Origin of the sequence: Pseudomonas sp. S04 (assembly GCF_009834545.1) — a bacterium.
Classification (GTDB): domain Bacteria; phylum Pseudomonadota; class Gammaproteobacteria; order Pseudomonadales; family Pseudomonadaceae; genus Aquipseudomonas.
In genome coordinates, this window is sequence record NZ_CP019427.1 from 4,597,251 (window position 1) to 4,613,832 (window position 16,582).

15 protein-coding genes and 4 tRNA genes are annotated in these 16,582 nt (G+C 61.2%); 8 read left to right on the top strand and 11 right to left on the bottom strand.

Annotated elements, in window-relative coordinates:
- Positions 1-52 precede the first annotated feature (52 nt).
- Genes PspS04_RS20325 through PspS04_RS20345 form a run of 5 tightly spaced genes read left to right on the top strand, consistent with a single transcriptional unit; the run spans position 53 to position 4,162 of the window.
- The gene (locus PspS04_RS20325; protein ID WP_159997428.1) at positions 53-859 is read left to right on the top strand and encodes an alkaline phosphatase family protein; all 807 of its coding nucleotides are present in this window, start codon (positions 53-55) and stop codon (positions 857-859) included.
- A complete protein-coding gene (locus tag PspS04_RS20330) occupies positions 838-1,701 on the top strand; it encodes an ABC transporter permease (protein ID WP_174244591.1) in 864 nt (287 codons plus the stop codon). Before PspS04_RS20325 ends, PspS04_RS20330 begins: the two co-directional genes overlap by 22 nt.
- Positions 1,688-2,488: an ABC transporter permease gene (locus PspS04_RS20335; RefSeq protein ID WP_159997430.1), complete on the top strand. Its 801-nt coding sequence runs from the start codon at positions 1,688-1,690 to the stop codon at positions 2,486-2,488. The genes PspS04_RS20330 and PspS04_RS20335 overlap by 14 nt, the downstream gene beginning before the upstream one ends.
- Positions 2,485-3,474 (top strand): ABC transporter ATP-binding protein, encoded by a 990-nt coding sequence (locus PspS04_RS20340; RefSeq protein ID WP_159997432.1) that lies wholly within the window; start codon positions 2,485-2,487, stop codon positions 3,472-3,474. Before PspS04_RS20335 ends, PspS04_RS20340 begins: the two co-directional genes overlap by 4 nt.
- Positions 3,475-3,508: 34 nt before the next feature.
- Positions 3,509-4,162 carry an HAD family hydrolase gene (locus PspS04_RS20345; RefSeq protein WP_159997434.1) on the top strand — a complete coding sequence of 218 codons (654 nt, stop codon included), beginning with the start codon at positions 3,509-3,511 and terminating at the stop codon, positions 4,160-4,162.
- A gap of 55 nt (positions 4,163-4,217) precedes the next feature.
- Here PspS04_RS20345 and PspS04_RS20350 read toward each other — a convergent pair whose 3' ends face one another.
- Positions 4,218-5,180 carry a zinc-binding dehydrogenase gene (locus PspS04_RS20350; RefSeq protein WP_095170307.1) on the bottom strand — a complete coding sequence of 321 codons (963 nt, stop codon included), beginning with the start codon at positions 5,178-5,180 and terminating at the stop codon, positions 4,218-4,220.
- Positions 5,181-5,318: 138 nt separating this feature from the next.
- On the opposite strand from PspS04_RS20350, the gene PspS04_RS20355 reads away from it, so the two are divergent.
- Positions 5,319-7,406 carry a carboxy terminal-processing peptidase gene (locus PspS04_RS20355; RefSeq protein ID WP_174244629.1) on the top strand — a complete coding sequence of 696 codons (2,088 nt, stop codon included), beginning with the start codon at positions 5,319-5,321 and terminating at the stop codon, positions 7,404-7,406.
- Positions 7,407-7,646: 240 nt separating this feature from the next.
- Here the strand turns inward: PspS04_RS20355 and PspS04_RS20360 are convergent, their stop codons facing one another.
- From PspS04_RS20360 to PspS04_RS20380, 5 genes are all read right to left on the bottom strand, one after another.
- Positions 7,647-8,048 carry a sel1 repeat family protein gene (locus PspS04_RS20360; protein WP_159997438.1) on the bottom strand — a complete coding sequence of 134 codons (402 nt, stop codon included), beginning with the start codon at positions 8,046-8,048 and terminating at the stop codon, positions 7,647-7,649.
- Positions 8,049-8,420 carry a hypothetical protein gene (locus PspS04_RS20365; RefSeq protein ID WP_003179080.1) on the bottom strand — a complete coding sequence of 124 codons (372 nt, stop codon included), beginning with the start codon at positions 8,418-8,420 and terminating at the stop codon, positions 8,049-8,051.
- On the bottom strand, positions 8,417-8,758 hold the full coding sequence (locus PspS04_RS20370) for a helix-turn-helix domain-containing protein (protein ID WP_159997440.1): 342 nt from the start codon (positions 8,756-8,758) through the stop codon (positions 8,417-8,419). The genes PspS04_RS20365 and PspS04_RS20370 overlap by 4 nt, the downstream gene beginning before the upstream one ends.
- Positions 8,759-8,873: 115 nt before the next feature.
- Positions 8,874-9,329: a YkvA family protein gene (locus PspS04_RS20375; RefSeq protein WP_159997442.1), complete on the bottom strand. Its 456-nt coding sequence runs from the start codon at positions 9,327-9,329 to the stop codon at positions 8,874-8,876.
- Between the two features lie 293 nt (positions 9,330-9,622).
- Positions 9,623-10,336: an FKBP-type peptidyl-prolyl cis-trans isomerase gene (locus tag PspS04_RS20380; RefSeq protein WP_095170311.1), complete on the bottom strand. Its 714-nt coding sequence runs from the start codon at positions 10,334-10,336 to the stop codon at positions 9,623-9,625.
- A gap of 270 nt (positions 10,337-10,606) precedes the next feature.
- On the opposite strand from PspS04_RS20380, the gene PspS04_RS20385 reads away from it, so the two are divergent.
- Together PspS04_RS20385 and PspS04_RS20390 are read left to right on the top strand one after the other, a co-directional pair.
- Positions 10,607-12,415 (top strand): c-type cytochrome, encoded by a 1,809-nt coding sequence (locus PspS04_RS20385; RefSeq protein WP_159997444.1) that lies wholly within the window; start codon positions 10,607-10,609, stop codon positions 12,413-12,415.
- A 28-nt stretch (positions 12,416-12,443) separates the two neighbouring features.
- On the top strand, positions 12,444-13,580 hold the full coding sequence (locus tag PspS04_RS20390; protein WP_159997446.1) for a catalase family protein: 1,137 nt from the start codon (positions 12,444-12,446) through the stop codon (positions 13,578-13,580).
- Positions 13,581-13,627: 47 nt separating this feature from the next.
- Here PspS04_RS20390 and PspS04_RS20395 read toward each other — a convergent pair whose 3' ends face one another.
- The 5 genes from PspS04_RS20395 to PspS04_RS20415 all read right to left on the bottom strand — a co-directional run bounded on the left by PspS04_RS20395 (position 13,628) and on the right by PspS04_RS20415 (position 16,510).
- Positions 13,628-15,670, bottom strand: a complete 2,043-nt coding sequence (locus tag PspS04_RS20395; RefSeq protein ID WP_159997448.1) for a c-type cytochrome — start codon at positions 15,668-15,670, stop codon at positions 13,628-13,630.
- Between the two features lie 309 nt (positions 15,671-15,979).
- Positions 15,980-16,056: transfer RNA gene (locus PspS04_RS20400), tRNA-Asp, on the bottom strand.
- 19 nt (positions 16,057-16,075) lie between these two features.
- Positions 16,076-16,151: transfer RNA gene (locus tag PspS04_RS20405), tRNA-Val, on the bottom strand.
- A 187-nt stretch (positions 16,152-16,338) separates the two neighbouring features.
- A tRNA-Asp gene (locus PspS04_RS20410) sits at positions 16,339-16,415 on the bottom strand.
- A gap of 19 nt (positions 16,416-16,434) precedes the next feature.
- Positions 16,435-16,510: transfer RNA gene (locus PspS04_RS20415), tRNA-Val, on the bottom strand.
- Between the last annotated feature and the right edge of the window lie 72 nt (positions 16,511-16,582).

A 16,582-nucleotide genomic window follows, 5' to 3' on the forward strand; every position in this document is an offset into this window, starting at 1 on the left:
CCTACAACGAATTACGATGTTTCGAGTTACCGATGTACGGAGTTTCAGTGCCATGAGTCACAACGTCATCCTTGTCGTTCTCGACGGTCTCAACTACGAAGTCGCGCGGCATGCCATGGGGCATTTGCAGGCCTATGTACAGGCGCAAAAAGCTGCCCTGTACAAACTCACCTGCGAGCTTCCTGCGCTATCGCGCCCGCTCTACGAAACGATCCTGACCGGGGTCACGCCCATCGACAGCGGCATCGTCCACAACAACGTCGCGCGCCTGTCCAACCAGCGCAGCATTTATCACTATGCCCGTGACGCCGGCCTGACCACCGCCGCCGCGGCCTATCACTGGGTCAGCGAGCTGTACAACCGCTGCCCTTTCGTCGCGGCCCGGGATCGCCACACCGCCGAGCCCGAACTGCCGATCCAGTACGGCCACTTCTATTGGTCCGACCATTACCCGGATTCGCACCTGTTCGCCGACGCCGAGCACCTGCGCCTGCAACATGCCCCGCACTTTCTGCTGGTGCACCCGATGAACATCGACGACGCCGGGCACAAGCACGGCCTCGACACCCCGCAGTACCGCAACAGTGCCCGCTCGGCCGACATCATCCTGGCCGACTACCTGCAAGGCTGGCTCGACGCCGGTTACCAGGTGCTGGTGACCGCCGACCACGGCATGAACAACGACCGCTCCCACAATGGCCTGCTGGCCGAGGAACGGGAAGTCCCGCTGTTTGTGATTGGCGATGCCTTCAGCCTCGACCCCGATGCCGCCCCCAGGCAGCTCGAACTGTGCGGCACGGTGTGCCAGTTGCTCGGCATACCCCACGACAAACCTGTATGCCGGGAGTTGCTCAAGTGAACGCCATCACACGCGGCAAATGGCTGGCAGCGTTGTGCCTGGTGCCCTTTGCGATCTTCTTTTTCGTGTTCCAGATCGCCCCGCTGTGCTGGGTGCTGATCAACAGCCTGCAATCGGAAGAGTTCGGCTGGGGCCTGGCCAACTTCAACAAGATCTTCAGCTCCAGGTTCTACCTGCAAGCGATCCAGCACAGTCTGGAAATCAGTTTCTACTCCAGCCTGTTCGGCATTGTCATCGCCATCCTCGGCGCCTACTCGCTGCGTCGGGTCGACTCCAGGTTGCGCAACTTCGTCAACGCTTTCGCCAACATGACCAGCAACTTTTCCGGCGTGCCCCTGGCCTTCGCCTTCATCATCCTGCTGGGCTTCAACGGCAGCATCACCATCATGCTCAAGCAGGCCGGGATCATCGAGGACTTCAACCTGTACTCAAAAACCGGGCTGATCATCCTCTATACCTACTTCCAGATTCCCCTGGGCGTACTGCTGTTGTACCCGGCGTTCGACGCCCTGCGCGAAGACTGGCGCGAATCCGCCGAGTTGCTGGGGGCCAACGGCTGGCAGTACTGGCGCCACATCGGCCTGCCAGTGCTGACTCCAGCCCTGCTCGGCACTTTCGTGATCCTGCTGGCCAATGCCCTGGGCGCCTACGCCACGGTGTACGCCCTGACCACCGGCAACTTCAACGTGTTGCCGATCCGCATCGCGGCGATGGTTTCAGGTGACATTTCCCTGGACCCGAATCTGGCCAGTGCCCTGGCCGTGGTGCTGGTGGCCTTGATGACCGTGGTGACCGTGGTCCATCAGTTACTGTTGAAGAGGAGCTACCATGTCTCGCGCTGAACCCGGCTCTGCGGCCCTTTATCACCGCGTGGTGGTCTACCTGCTGTTTGCCATCTTGTTACTGCCGCTGGTTGGCACTCTGATCTACTCGATTTCCAGCAGTTGGTCGGCGACCATCCTGCCCTCGGGCTTCACCTTCAAGTGGTACCTGCAACTGTGGAGCGACCCGCGTTTTCTCAACGCCTTCGGCCAGTCGCTGCTGGTCTGCGTCGGGGCGCTGATCCTGTCGGTGGTGCTGATCCTGCCGCTGCTGTTCGTGGTGCACTACCACTTCCCGAAACTCGATGCGCTGATGAACATCCTGATCCTGCTGCCGTTCGCGGTGCCGCCGGTGGTGTCCTCGGTGGGCCTGTTGCAGCTCTACGGTTCCGGACCGTTCGCCATGGTCGGTACGCCCTGGATCCTGGTGGGCTGCTACTTCACCGTGGCGCTGCCGTTCATGTACCGGGCAATCACCAACAACCTGCAGGCAATCAACCTGCGCGACCTGATGGACGCCGCCCAGTTGCTCGGTGCCAGCACCTTCCAGGCGGCGTTCCTGGTGGTGCTGCCGAACCTGCGCAAGGGCCTGATGGTGGCGTTGCTGCTGTCGTTCTCGTTCCTGTTTGGCGAGTTTGTATTCGCCAACATCCTGGTCGGCACCCGCTACGAAACCCTGCAGGTGTACCTCAACAACATGCGTAACAGCAGTGGCCACTTCACCAGCGCGCTGGTGATCTCCTACTTCCTCTTTGTGCTGGTTCTGACCTGGGCTGCCAATATCTTGAACAAGGACAAAAGCCAATGAGCTATGTCAGCGTCCAACACCTGCAAAAAAACTACTCCGGCACCACGGTGTTCAGCGACATCAACTGCGAAATCCACAAGGGCGAGTTCGTCACCCTGCTCGGCCCTTCGGGTTGCGGCAAGTCCACCCTGCTGCGCTGCATTGCCGGGCTGACCGCGGTGGATGGCGGCAAGATCCTGCTCGAGGGCCAGGACCTGGTGCCCCTGAGTCCACAAAAACGTGGGATCGGCATGGTGTTCCAGAGCTATGCGCTGTTCCCCAACATGACCGTGGAACAGAACGTCGCCTTCGGCTTGCGCATGCAAAAGGTCAATGCCGACGACAGCCACAAGCGCGTACAGGAAGTACTGCAACTGGTGGAGCTGACTGACTTTGCCGCGCGTTATCCGCACCAGTTGTCCGGCGGCCAATGCCAGCGCGTGGCCCTGGCCCGCTCCCTGGTCACCCGTCCACGCCTGCTGCTGCTCGATGAGCCGCTGTCGGCACTGGATGCGCGGATTCGCAAGCACCTGCGCGAACAGATCCGCCAGATCCAGCGTGAGCTGGGGCTGACGACTATTTTCGTCACTCACGATCAGGAGGAGGCCCTGACCATGTCTGATCGAATATTCCTCATGAACCAGGGGAAAATCGTACAAAGTGGCGACGCAGAGACCCTCTACACTGCGCCAGTGGATGTGTTTGCCGCCGGATTCATCGGCAACTACAACCTGCTTGATGCCGCCAGTGCCAGTAAACTGCTGCAACGTCCCATCAACAGCCGCATCGCGATTCGCCCGGAGGCCATCGTGCTGAGCCGCACGGGCGAACCCGATACCCTGATCCGCAGCCACAGTCTGCTGGGCAACGTGATTCGCTATCGGGTCGAGTCACGCGGCGTGGAGTTGGTGGTGGATGTACTGAACCGTTCGGCGGCTGACTTGCATGCCGACGGTCAACGCCTGGCACTGTCCATTGATCCGAGCGCCCTGTGTGAGGTCGCCTGATGATGTCAACGAATGAGCTGAAGAGAGAGCACTGATGGCCCTGGCAATTTTTGATCTGGACGAAACCCTGATCCACGGTGACTGCGCCACCCTCTGGAGTGAGCAGATGGCCCGCCTGGGCTGGGTCGACGGCGAGTCGTTCATGCGCCGCAACAACGAACTGATGGACGCCTACAGCCACGGCAAGCTGGCCATGGAAGAGTTCATGGCCTTCAGCCTGGAACCCTTGATCGGCCGTACCCCGCAAGAGGTCGAGCACCTTGTAGGGCCCTGGGTCGAAGACTTTATCGAGCCGATCATTTTCAGCGATGCCACCAAGACCATCGCCGCCCACCGCAAGGCCGGCGACCGGATCCTGGTGATTTCCGCCTCGGGCACCCACCTGGTCAAGCCCATCGCCGAGCGCCTGGGCATCGATGAGGTGCTGGGTATCGAACTGGAGCTGGTCAACGGTTTCTACAGCGGCCATACCGTCGGCACCCTGACCTACCGCGAAGGCAAAATCACCCGCCTGTTGGAATGGCTGGACGCCGAAGAAGAAAATCTCGAGGGCGCGAGTTTCTATTCCGACTCCCGCAACGACCTGCCCTTGCTGCTCAAGGTCGACTTCCCCCACGTGGTCAACCCGGACCCAGTGCTGCGCGAGCATGCACAACAGGCCGGGTGGCCGATTCACCACTGGAAGTAATCGAATACCTGTGTGGGAGCGGCCTGCTCGCTCCCACCGTTTCAGTGCAATGTCGTCAGGTCAGGCTCTCGTCAATCACCAACACCAGCTTGCCCGACACCTGATTGGTCGCCAGTTCGGCAAACGCCGCCTCGGCATCCTTGATCGGGAAGGTCTTGGCCAGTTGCGGGCTCAAGCGGCCTTCGGCGAACAATGGCCAGACGTGCTGGCTGAGATCGCTGAACAGATCGGCCTTGAACTGCTCGTCGCGGCTGCGCAGGGTCGAACCCAACAGCTGGATCCGCTTGGCCAGCACTTGCGCCAGGTCGAGCTTGGCATCACGGCCGCCCATCAGGCCAATCAACACCCAGCGTCCGTCCCGAGCCAACACCTTCAGGTTCAACGCCGCGTAGTTGGCGCCGACCGGGTCGAGGATCACATCGAACGGTCCCAGATCGCTCAACCCCTCCAGACCATCGGTGCGCACCACCCCGCCCTGGGCACCCAGCGCTTCGCAATAGGCCAACCGATCGGCCGAGCCGACACTGACCCAGCACGGGTTGCCAAACGCCTTGCACAGCTGGATGGCCGCCGACCCTACGCCACTGGCGCCGGCATGCAGCAAGACTTTTTCCCCGGGCTTGAGCGCAGCCAGTTGAAACAGATTCAGCCAGGCAGTGCTGTACACCTCAGGAAGCGCCGCCGCTTCGACCAACGACAAGCCCTCAGGTACCGGCAGGACGTGGCGACCATCGACCACCACCTCCTCGGCCATCCCGCCCCCGGCCAGCAGCGCGCACACCCGGTCACCGATCTGCCAGGTCGAGCCCGGGCCCACCTCGCTGATGACCCCCGAGCACTCCAGCCCCAGCACCTGGCTGGCACCCGCAGGCGCAGGATAGAGCCCCGCTCGCTGCAGCAGATCGGCCCGGTTCAACCCCGCGGCCGCAACACGGATGCGAACTTGCCCCACATCACAGACCGGAGCCGGCTCTTCAACCCACTCCACATGTCCCTCAACGCCTTGCAATGCCTTCACAGTGCCTCCATAGTGAGTCTGGACTGAGCCCGATGCTATAGCGCCGGGCTTTTTGCATTATGCGACCGGTCCTTGTGGAACCGGCGACTTCAAAGACGGCCTAATATGCGTTATCAATTGTCCCCGCGTCGAATCGGCATGAAGCATTTGTTCCCCAGCACCGCACTCGCTCTCCTCATCGGCCTGGGCAGCTTATCGCTCGCGCCCGATACATTCGCAGCCAATAGCTGGGACAAGCTTCAGCCCGACCGTGACGAGGTGATCGCCAGCCTGAACGTCGTCGAGCTGCTCAAGCGCCACCACTACAGCAAGCCGCCCCTCGATGATGCGCGCTCGGTGATCATCTACGACAGCTACCTCAAGCTGCTGGATCCATCGCGCAGCTACTTCATGGCCAGCGACATTGGCGAATTCGACAAATGGAAAACCCAGTTTGACGACTTCCTCAAGAGTGGCGACCTGAACCCCGGGTTCACCATCTACAAGCGCTACCTGGACCGGGTCAAATCGCGTCTGCAGTTCGCCCTGGCAGAACTCAACAAAGGCGTGGACAAGATCGACTTCAACGCCAAGGAAACCTTGCTGATCGATCGCAAGGACGCCCCGTGGCTCAAATCCAATGCCGAGCTCGACGACCTGTGGCGCAAACGCGTCAAGGACGAAGTGCTGCGCATGAAAATTGCCGGCAAGGACTCCAAGCAGATCCAGGAAACCCTGACCAAGCGCTACAAGAACCAGTTGTCACGCCTGGACCAGACCCGCGCCGAGGACATCTTCCAGGCGTACATCAACACCTTCGCCATGTCCTACGATCCGCATACTAACTATCTGTCACCGGATAACGCGGAAAACTTCGACATCAACATGAGCCTGTCCCTCGAGGGCATCGGCGCCGTGTTGCAGAGCGACAACGACCAGGTCAAGGTCGTGCGCCTGGTGCCTGCAGGTCCAGCCGACAAGACCAAACTGGTCGCGCCGGCGGACAAGATCATCGGTGTCGCCCAGGGCAACAAGGAAATGGTCGATGTGGTCGGCTGGCGCCTGGACGAAGTGGTCAAGCTGATCCGTGGGCCGAAAGGCACCGTGGTCCGCCTGGAAGTGATTCCGGCCAGCAATGCGCCCAACGACCAGACCAGCAAGATCGTGCCGATCACCCGCGAAGCGGTGAAGCTTGAAGACCAGGCGGTGAAAAAATCCGTGCTCAACCTCAAGCAGGATGGCAAGGACTACAAACTCGGCGTAATCGAGATCCCGGCCTTCTACCTCGACTTCAAGGCGTTCCGTGCCGGTGATCCGGACTACAAGAGCACCACCCGCGACGTCAAGAAACTGCTGACCGAACTGCAAAAGGAAAAAGTCGACGGCGTGGTCATCGACCTGCGCAACAACGGCGGTGGCTCCCTGCAGGAAGCCACCGAACTGACCAGCCTGTTCATCGACAAGGGCCCGACTGTCCTGGTGCGCAACGCCGATGGCCGGGTCGATGTACTCGAAGACGAAAACCCGGGGGCGTTCTACAAAGGCCCGATGGCCTTGCTGGTCAATCGCCTGTCAGCCTCGGCTTCGGAGATTTTTGCCGGCGCCATGCAGGACTACCACCGCGCACTGATCATCGGCGGCCAGACCTTCGGCAAGGGCACGGTACAGACCATTCAGCCGCTTAATCATGGCGAACTGAAACTGACCCTGGCCAAGTTCTACCGGGTTTCCGGGCAGAGCACCCAACACCAGGGCGTACTGCCGGACATCGATTACCCGTCGATCATCGACACCAAGGAAATCGGCGAAAGCGCACTGCCGGAAGCCATGCCGTGGGACACCATCCGCCCGGCGATCAAACCGGCCGTCGACCCGTTCAAACCCTTCCTCGCCCAGCTCAAGTCCGAGCATGACGAGCGCACCGCCAAGGATGCCGAGTTTGTCTTCATCCGCGACAAACTGGCCCTGGCCCAGAAGCTGATGGCGGAAAAAACCGTCAGCCTCAACGAAGCCGAACGCCGCGCACAACATGCCGATATCGAAGCCCAACAGCTGGCGATGGAAAACATTCGCCGCAAAGCCAAAGGCGAAGAGCCGCTCAAGGAACTGAAAAAAGAAGACGAGGACGCCATCGCGGCCGAGCCAGACAAGACCAAGCCGGAAGACGACGCCTACCTCAGCGAAACCGGGCGGATCCTGCTGGACTACCTGAAACTCAACACCGCGGTCGCCAGCAACAGGAAGTAATGGCCACCCAAGCAACACGCTGACCAGAAAAGACCGGGCTTGCCCGGTTTTTTCTGGTCGTTAGTTTCTTGTCTGATCAGGTCGTATACAGACCCTGGGGGGCTCGGCAGCTGCTGCAGGGGATTGGGGGTATTCGCCAGATTTGTGGTTTGTCGGAGATCGCCATCGCGGGCGAGCCCGCTCCCACAAGGGGACCCAACCCTAAGCCGCCATAACCGCAGGAGCGGATCTACACCCAGATCAACCAGCCCGCGCAGCCAACTCCCGCAACTTGATTGCAGCCAACGGATGCCCGGCCTTTTCCGCCAGCCCCCACCAGCGAGCCGCCTCCACCGCATCCGGCGCCTTGCTTGGTGTCCCAGCCAAACTGATCACACCCACCTGATAGGCCGCCTTGCCATCGCCCGCCAACGCCGCCAGGCGCAACAAGCGCACGCCCTCCTCGCGAGCCCCAAGACCGACCCCGCGAAACGTCAGGATGTGACCATAGAAGCTCTGGGCCCCCACATCACCCAAATTGGCCATGCGCGCAAACTGCCCTTCCAGCCAGGCCCAGCCCCGCGGCTGACGGACAAACCAGGACCAGTGAAACAACCGGCGAGCCAGCCAGTAGCTGACATGTGCCTTGAGTCGTAGCAACACTCAGGCCTCCGCAGATTCAGGGTATTCGTACTCAAACACCCGAACCACTTCCGAAGCATGCCAGGACGCTGCAGCTACGCCGTCTGACGGCCCGGAGAAGCGTCCCAGGCGCTCCACACACTCGAAGAACCCCGTGCGCGGCAACCGGCTCGCGCCCTGGCTGATCACCAGCGAGCTGCGCAGCGGCTGCTCAGCCCGAGCGTCCAACGCCGCCAGGTGCTCGAGGGCGGCCGTCAGGGTTTGCATCGCCGGGCTCGGCAACTGCAACCGCTCCAGCAGCGCACGATAGGTCAGCAGGTGGCGCTGGCGGCGCGCCTGATCCAGTTCACCGAGCAAACCGTCCCAATGTTGACGACTGATCCGTACGCTCACGATTCATCCCTCCAACCCTGCACCTTCAACTCCCAGGCCAGGCTGCGACGAATCGCGGCGTCGGGCTGGCGCTCGCCACTTTCGATCAAGGCCAGGTAGGAAGGGCTGATGCCTACGGTGCGGGCCAACGCATCAATGGCAATGCCCTGTTCTTCGCGTAGATGACGCAGTTGATCGAGGCCCGGAAGAACCGGGTTCGAGGTGGCCGCGTGCGGGACTGTGGCTGCACGCGGTGGTTGCTCCTTGACGCCTGCCGCTTTTAATAATGCTTGATACTGCGCCCATGGCAACACCGCGTACTCGGGTTCACCATCACGTGTGATTATCTGAATATCCATGACTACCCCGTAGGACAACAACACTTAGCGAGTCGGCACTTTTCCATTGAAGTGTAATCCTAACAGTCGCTAAGGTCGCTGGGGCGTATCAATCTCTGGATAGATCTGATTCGATTCAGGTTTTTTTCGGGTGTTGAAGCAACAACTGCTCCGGCGAATCGGGCAGGCACTCGACGTTCACCAGTTTTTCCGGGTGCTGGCGGTTGCGCCAGAGGCGAAAGGCAGTCAACTCGTCATCCAGGGTTTTCATCAGCCATGCCAGTACGGCGATATCGTCGAGCATGCCGAACATCGGGATGAAATCTGGAACGGCATCCAAGGGACTGAGGAAGTACATCAGGCCGGCCACCACCGATACCAGGGCCTTGGGACTGATGGCCCGGTACTCGCCTCGCCAGTACGCCAGGCACAACGCCTGCAGCAAGCGCAGGTCGTCCTTGAGCTTGCCCAGCCGGAAACCCTGAGTGGCGCCCTTGCTGGCCACTGCGAAGAGCAGAGTCGGCAAACGGCCACGACTGATCAAGCGACCGGCCAGGGGCAGGAACCGAGCGAAATTCCAGGGTGTTTTCATCATGCCTCCACTGAAATGTTATCCACACAAATTGTGGATAACCTTGTGAACAGAGCCGCCTTTCAGGCCTCAAAGCCCCGTCTTACAAGGGCTCGAGTCAGATCGGGCGTTTTTTACTCACATAAAAAAACCCCAACATTTCATTGACTTGGCGGCCTGGTGCGGCTAACGGCGGCGCCTTCAATGCTATGACTGCTACAACCGGTGTCGGTTCTACTGGATTTTCCCCCACCGACCGCCAGATACAACAACGCCCCGGATAAACGGGGCGTTGTTTTTCAATCCGACGCAGCTTACTTGGCGTCGTCTTGCTTGGCTGGATCTTTGATCGCCAGCAGTTCCAGGTCGAACACCAGCACCGAGTTGGCCGGGATTGCCGGGCTAGGGCTTTGAGCGCCGTAGGCCAGTTCGCTAGGAATGTACAGCTTGTACTTCTCGCCTACGTGCATCAGTTGCAGGCCTTCGACCCAACCCGGGATCACGCCGCTGACCGGCAGATCGATTGGGCTGCCACGCTCGACCGAGCTGTCAAACACAGTGCCGTTGGTCAGGGTGCCAGTGTAGTGCACAGTCACTACGTCGGTAGGCTTAGGCTGAGCGCCGTCGGCCTTCTTCACGACTTCGTACTGCAGACCGGAAGCCGTGGTGGTCACACCGGCTTTCTTGGCGTTGTCTTCGAGGAATTTCTTGCCGGCTGCGGCCGACTCTTCGCTCATCTTGGCCATACGCTCTTCAGCGCGCTTTTGCAGCGCAGCGAAGGCTTCGACCAACTCTTCATCCTTGAGCTTCTGTTCTTTCTTGCCGACAGCATCTTCGATGCCTTGGGCTACGGCTTTGGAGTCCAGGTCATCCATGCCTTCCTGAGCCAGGCTCTTGCCCATGTTCAGGCCGATACCGTAGGAAGCTTTTTGCGCCGGGGTTTTCAGCTCTACGCTGGTCTGCGAGTCACAACCCGCAAGTACCAGGCTAACCAGGGCCACCGCCGCCGCCAACCGATGCTGTTTCATGCTATTTCCTTGTTCATGCGCCTAAAGGGCAATCGAATAAAGCCGCGAGCTTATCAGGCCGCCACGACCAATGGCTACCGGCATGAGAGCAGGAAAGCTCCGATAAGTTCAGGTCTTTTAACGCGTTTTACCCAGGAATAGGGTGAAGTTTCTGTCAGCTTCAGCCGAGGGCAGACGCAGCCTGTTCCCACAGCCTATGGCGTAATGGCCTCTTGCTGCCAAACTTCAGCTCAGGCATAACACCCCGATCAATCTACAAGGATGTTTATCGTGCGCCTGCTGCTCCGTTTTTTACTGCTGATTCTGACCCTGTTGGGGGTCGCGTTGGCCGTTGTGCTGTATTACGTGGCCAACCCCAAACTGCCGGTTTATACGCCTGTGACCCAGGTGAACTACCTCGACCAGTGGAGCGCGGCCGATCGCCAGACCTATTACTTCACCCCCCAGGGCACCCAGGTAAAGGGCTTGCGGTACGACTGGTTCAAGGCCCTTGAGCTGCCGTTTTCCGAGCAACGCTTTGCCGCGCCGCAGTACCTGGCGCGCTTCGGCTTTTTGGTGGACCCGACGCAAACGGCCACCTCCAGTAATCCGGGCAATCTGCCGGTGGGCTTCGCCAGGCACCAGAATCCTGGCAGCAAAGAAGAGTATCTGGATATTACCTGCGCCGCCTGCCACACCGGCGAGCTGCGCTACCAGGGCCAGGCCCTGCGCATCGATGGCGGTACGGCGCAGCACGTGCTGCCCTCCAGCGTCCCCACGTTACGCGGCGGCAGCTTCGGCCAGGCACTGGTGGCCAGCCTTGCCTCGACCTATTACAACCCGTGGAAATTCGAACGTTTCGCCCGCAATGTGCTGGGACAGGATTACGACGCCGAGCACGGACAACTGCGCAAGGACTTCAAGGCTTCGCTGGACACCTTCCTGCGCGTGGCCTGGAACGACACCCATCGCGGTCTCTACCCCACCGAGGAAGGCCCCGGGCGCACCGACGCCTTCGGCCGTATCGCCAATGCCACCTTTGGCGACGCCATTTCCCCGGACAATTATCGGGTCGCCAACGCCCCAGTGGACTACCCACAACTGTGGGATATCTGGACCTTCGACTGGGTACAGTGGAACGGCTCGGCGCAGCAGCCCATGGCGCGCAACGTCGGCGAAGCGCTGGGGGTGGGCGCCACCCTGAGTTTCTTCGACGCCAACGGCCAACCGCTCAAGGGCGATGCGCGCTACCCCTCCAGCGTGCGCGTACGTGACCTGCACCTGATCGAAGAAACCCTCAAGCGCCTCAAGCCGCCCGCCTGGCCCGAAGCGCTGCTGGGCACCGTCGACAAGCCCCTGGCTGCCCAGGGCCGCGCGCTGTTTGCCGAGAACTGCGCCGGTTGCCACGTGCCCAAGGTGATCCAGGCCAACGGCCGCCCCGAGCAGCAGTTGAAAATGCTGCCGGTGGCAGTGATCGGCACGGACCCCGCCAGCGCCAACAACATCGCGCAGCACCGCTTCGACGTCACCCCACTGCAATGGGACCCGGCGGAATTGGCCGACCTCGACGTCAAGCTGCAACCCACGCCCACCGAGCCGCTGGACCTGAGCCAGTTGTCAGTCGCCAAGGGCCTGGCCTACGTCACCGCCTTCGTCGAGAGCCGCGCCTACCGCGAGGCCAACGTCACCCCTGAGGAGCGGCCGGACATGGATGGTTTTGCCCTGCCGATCGGCGTGCGCGAACGCGTGGCCTACAAGGCCCGGCCGCTGGCAGGCGTCTGGGCCACGGCGCCCTTCCTGCATAACGGCTCGGTGCCGAGCCTCTACCAGTTGCTGTCACCGCAAAGTGAACGCGCGAGCACCTTCTATAAAGGCACCTTCGAGTACGACCCCAAACACCTGGGCTATCGCACCGAAGCCTTCGACAACGGGTTTGTGTTCGATACGCGCGTTACCGGCAACCACAACAGCGGCCACGAGTTTCGCGCCGGCGAACGGGGTAACGGGGTCATCGGGCGCCTGTTGCTACCTCAAGAACGCTGGGCACTGCTGGAGTACCTGAAGGTGCTGGGCGGCCCATTGGAGGCGCAATTGCCATGAGCCGCAGACAGTCAGGAAGGAGTTTTACATGTTGATGAGCCTATGGCTGCGCCTCGCGGCGTTGTTGGGTAAATGCCTGCTGTGGTTACTCGGACTCGGCCTGCTCGGCTGGGCCCTGGCCAGCGCCTGGTGGGCCTGGCAGCACAGCGGGCCGGTGTCCGCCCAGGAGCAGATACCGGCCGGCGAAGCCGCGATGACCCAGGAGGTGATCCAGACTGCCGTGCGCATCGTCGACCAGCATCGCGACAACACCCGTTACCTGCGTGACGCCCACGCCAAGGCGCACGGCTGCTTGCAGGCCGAGGTCCAGGTATTGACCGACCTGGCCCCGGAACTGCGCCAGGGCGTATTCAGCGAAGCCGGCAAGACCTGGCAAGCGACCCTGCGTCTATCCAACGGCAATGCCTACCCGCAGTTCGACAGCATGCGCGATGCCCGGGGCATGGCCCTGAAATTACTCGACGTACCCGGCACGCAGTTACTCAAGGACCGTCAAGGCCGTGGCGAACAGGACTTCGTCATGTTCAACCACCCGAACTTTTTCGTCAGTGACGTTGCCGAGTACCGGCAGAACGTCGCGGCCCAGGCCGACGGCAAAAAGGTCCTCGCATTCTTTCCCGGCTGGGACCCGCGCAGCTGGCAGGTGCGCCATCTGTTCATCGCCTTGGCGACGCTGGCGCCGGCACCGACGAGCCCCACCCAGAGCACCTATTTTTCCGTCTCGCCCTACAAGTTTGGCAACGCCAACGCAAAGTTTCGCGTGGCTCCAGACCCAGGCAGTTGCCCGAGCTACACCCTGCCGGCGCAGAACCAGGCCTTGCCGAACTTCCTGCGCAGTGCGTTGAACCAGCAGCTGTCGACGGACCGGGTCGCGGCCTGCTTTGTCCTGCAGATCCAACGTCAGGACCCGGGCGCATACATGCCCATCGAAGACACCAGCATTGAATGGCAGGAAAGCGACGCGCCGTTCGAAACCGTGGCGCGCATCCGGATTCCCGCCCAGGACTTCGACACCCCGGCGCTGAACCTGCAATGTGACAATCAGTCGTTCAATCCCTGGTTCGGGCTGGAGGCGCATCGCCCCATCGGTGGGATCAATCGATTGCGCAAAGCCGTGTACGAAGCGGTCAGCGACTACCGGCACGCGCGCAACGCCGAACAGTAAGGCCAGGCCGCACGCCCGTCAGACGACGGGCGTGCGGCGATCAAGGCTCAGTACCGGGCATCCTGTGGTTTGCCACCTTTTGGCCAGTCCTTGTGCTTGTCCGGGAAGTCCGGCCGCGGTTGATGGGAGAAGTACTCGGCGACGTCTACCGCCTCCTGATCAGAAAGCCCGCCCTGCCCCAATGGGAACTGCTCGTGAAAGCCAATCGGCATGTTGCGTTTGACGAACGCCGCCGCGGTATAGGTGCGCGCCATGCCGGCGCCAATGTTGAACGACTCCTCGCCCCACAGCGGCGGGAATACCCACTCGCCCTTGGCGCTCTTCAAGCCTTCGCCCTCAGTGCCATGGCACACCGCGCATTGCTTGGCGTAGACCCGCTCACCGTTGACGCGGTCAGGCTTGATCGCCGGATCGATCTTGCCGACGCCGCGCCCGGCCACTTTATCCCCGGGCTGGGTGTTGCGCTTCATCCAGTCGAAGTAGGCAATCATCGCCTGCATGTCCGCCGACTCGACGGGCAGCGGCTTGCCGTCCATCGAACGGCGGAAGCAACCATTGATGCGCTCGGCGAGGGTGATTTCCCGTCCCACACGCGGTGCATAGCCCGGGAAGAACGCCGAGACCCCGACAAACGGCGAACCATCGGCAACAGTGCCCGCATTCAGGTGGCAACTGGTGCAGTTCAAGGCGTTACCGACGTTGTCCGGCAACAGGGCCTTGGTCTGCAGGTGCAGGCGCATGCCCCGCACTACCTGTGGCGCATTGGGCGCCACTAGCATATCGGCCAGGCGTGGGGTTTCGAAGGTGACAGGCCCGTCCACCGGCTTGAGCTGGCCACGCAGCTGTTTGACCTGGGCAGCGCTGATCACTGAGCCGCTATTGCCCCAACTGGTGCGCACGAAGCTGAGGATTTCGGCGATCTCGTCATCGGCCAGCCGGGCGAATCCGGGCATGGTGTAGACCCGTGGGTGGGTCTGGGTCTCGGCGGTTTTCCAGCCCGTCAGGGTGATGTGCAGCAACGAAGTCGGATCGGCCGAGGCCACGCTCGGGTTGCCCGCCAGCGGCGGGAACATCGCCGGTACACCACCGCCATCCGCACGGTGGCAGTCGGCACAGAACTGCGTGTAGCCCAGGCCACCACGGCTGCTGAACAGCGTCGCCGGAGCCGCCGCCGGGGCCAGTGGCAAGGACGGTGGCGGCAGGTCATCCGGGCCGGCCGGCAGCGACTTGAGGTAGGTCGCAATGGCGGTCAGGTCATCATCGGTAAAATGCTGGGTGCTGTGATGGATCACCTCCGCCATGTTGCCGGACACCGTGGCAAATCGGTTCTGCCCGGTCTTGAGCAACTGCACGGTGTCTTCCACCGTCCACAGGTTGCGCAAGCTGAGTGCGCGCCAATGCTCGACGGTCTCCCCGGCCAGGTAATGCTTGCCACTGGCACCGGCATCACTCATGGCCTTTTCCTGGAAGGCGATACCCCGTGGGGTATGGCAAGCGCCGCAGTGACCCAAGCCCTGCACCAGGTAGGCGCCACGGTTCACCTGTGGGTCCTTGGCCGGGTCCGCAGCGAAGGGAGCGTCATCGACGAACACCTTGTTCCAGAACCACAGCCCCCAGCGCTGGTTGAACGGCCAGCTCATGTCTGCCTGCAGATTGGCCTGCTTGACCGGGCTGACCCCCTGCAGCAGGTAGGCATACAGGGCCCGCATATCTGTTTCGCTCATCTTGGCGTAGGACGGGTACGGCATCGCCGGGTACAGGTTGTCGCCCGCTGGCGTCACGCCCTGGCGCATGGCACGGTCAAACTGTTCGAAGGTGTAGCGGCCAATGCCCGTTTCTGGATCGGGGGTGATGTTGCTGGAATACAGGGTGCCCATGGGCGTTGTCAGTTCCAGGCCGCCGGCCATCACCGCACCGTCCTTGGCGGTGTGGCAGGCAATACAGTCGCCGAGCTGGGCCACGTACTTGCCTTGGGCGATCAACGGGTCAGCCTCTGTGGCCGCTGCCGACGGCGGCTCACTGGCGTTGAGGTGGTGCACAAACAATAACGACGAAACCAACACGGCCAATCGCGGCAAATTCAGATCCATTGAAAACACCCCTTATGGCGCCGGCGTCGGGTTTTCCCGCTGGCCAGGCACCACTTCGTTTTTATAGGTTCAGCAAACGGCAACCGCGATGTGCAGGTCCCAGGTACTTTCTATAGGAATTGGCCGGTGTGGTCGTTGACATGTATCAGGCGCAGTCCGAATGGCTGGCGACAAAGAGGTTGGGCGCGGACGGCCAAGGTGTTGCGAGGAGGGGCGAAGGGAAGTTTGCCAAATCCCAGACAGCAAAAAGCCCGCACTAGGCGGGCTTTCTGTGGTGACCTGGCGTTCAGTGGTCCAGGTTACCGAATATGGCGCAGCGGACGGGACTCGAACCCGCGACCCCCGGCGTGACAGGCCGGTATTCTAACCGACTGAACTACCGCTGCGCTAAGCGTTGAAAGTAAATGGTGGGTGATGACGGGATCGAACCGCCGACATTCTGCTTGTAAGGCAGACGCTCTCCCAGCTGAGCTAATCACCCTTTACCTTCGTTGCGGGACACATTATGCCACAGGTTTTTATAAAGTGTTGATTTAATTGAAGTATTTTTCAAATAAATCTAAAAACCGGTGAAACATGCTTCCTGCAGGAACTTCGGACAGAAAAAAACCCGCCTAAGCGGGCTTTTCCGTGGTGACCTGGCGTTCAGCGATCCAGGTTACCGAATATGGCGCAGCGGACGGGACTCGAACCCGCGACCCCCGGCGTGACAGGCCGGTATTCTAACCGACTGAACTACCGCTGCGCATAACACTGAAAACGAATGGTGGGTGATGACGGGATCGAACCGCCGACATTCTGCTTGTAAGGCAGACGCTCTCCCAGCTGAGCTAATCACCCTTCGCTTCGGTGTGGCGCGCATTCTACGGAGCGACCCCACCTCTGGCAAGCACTTTTTTAAATAATTTTTTC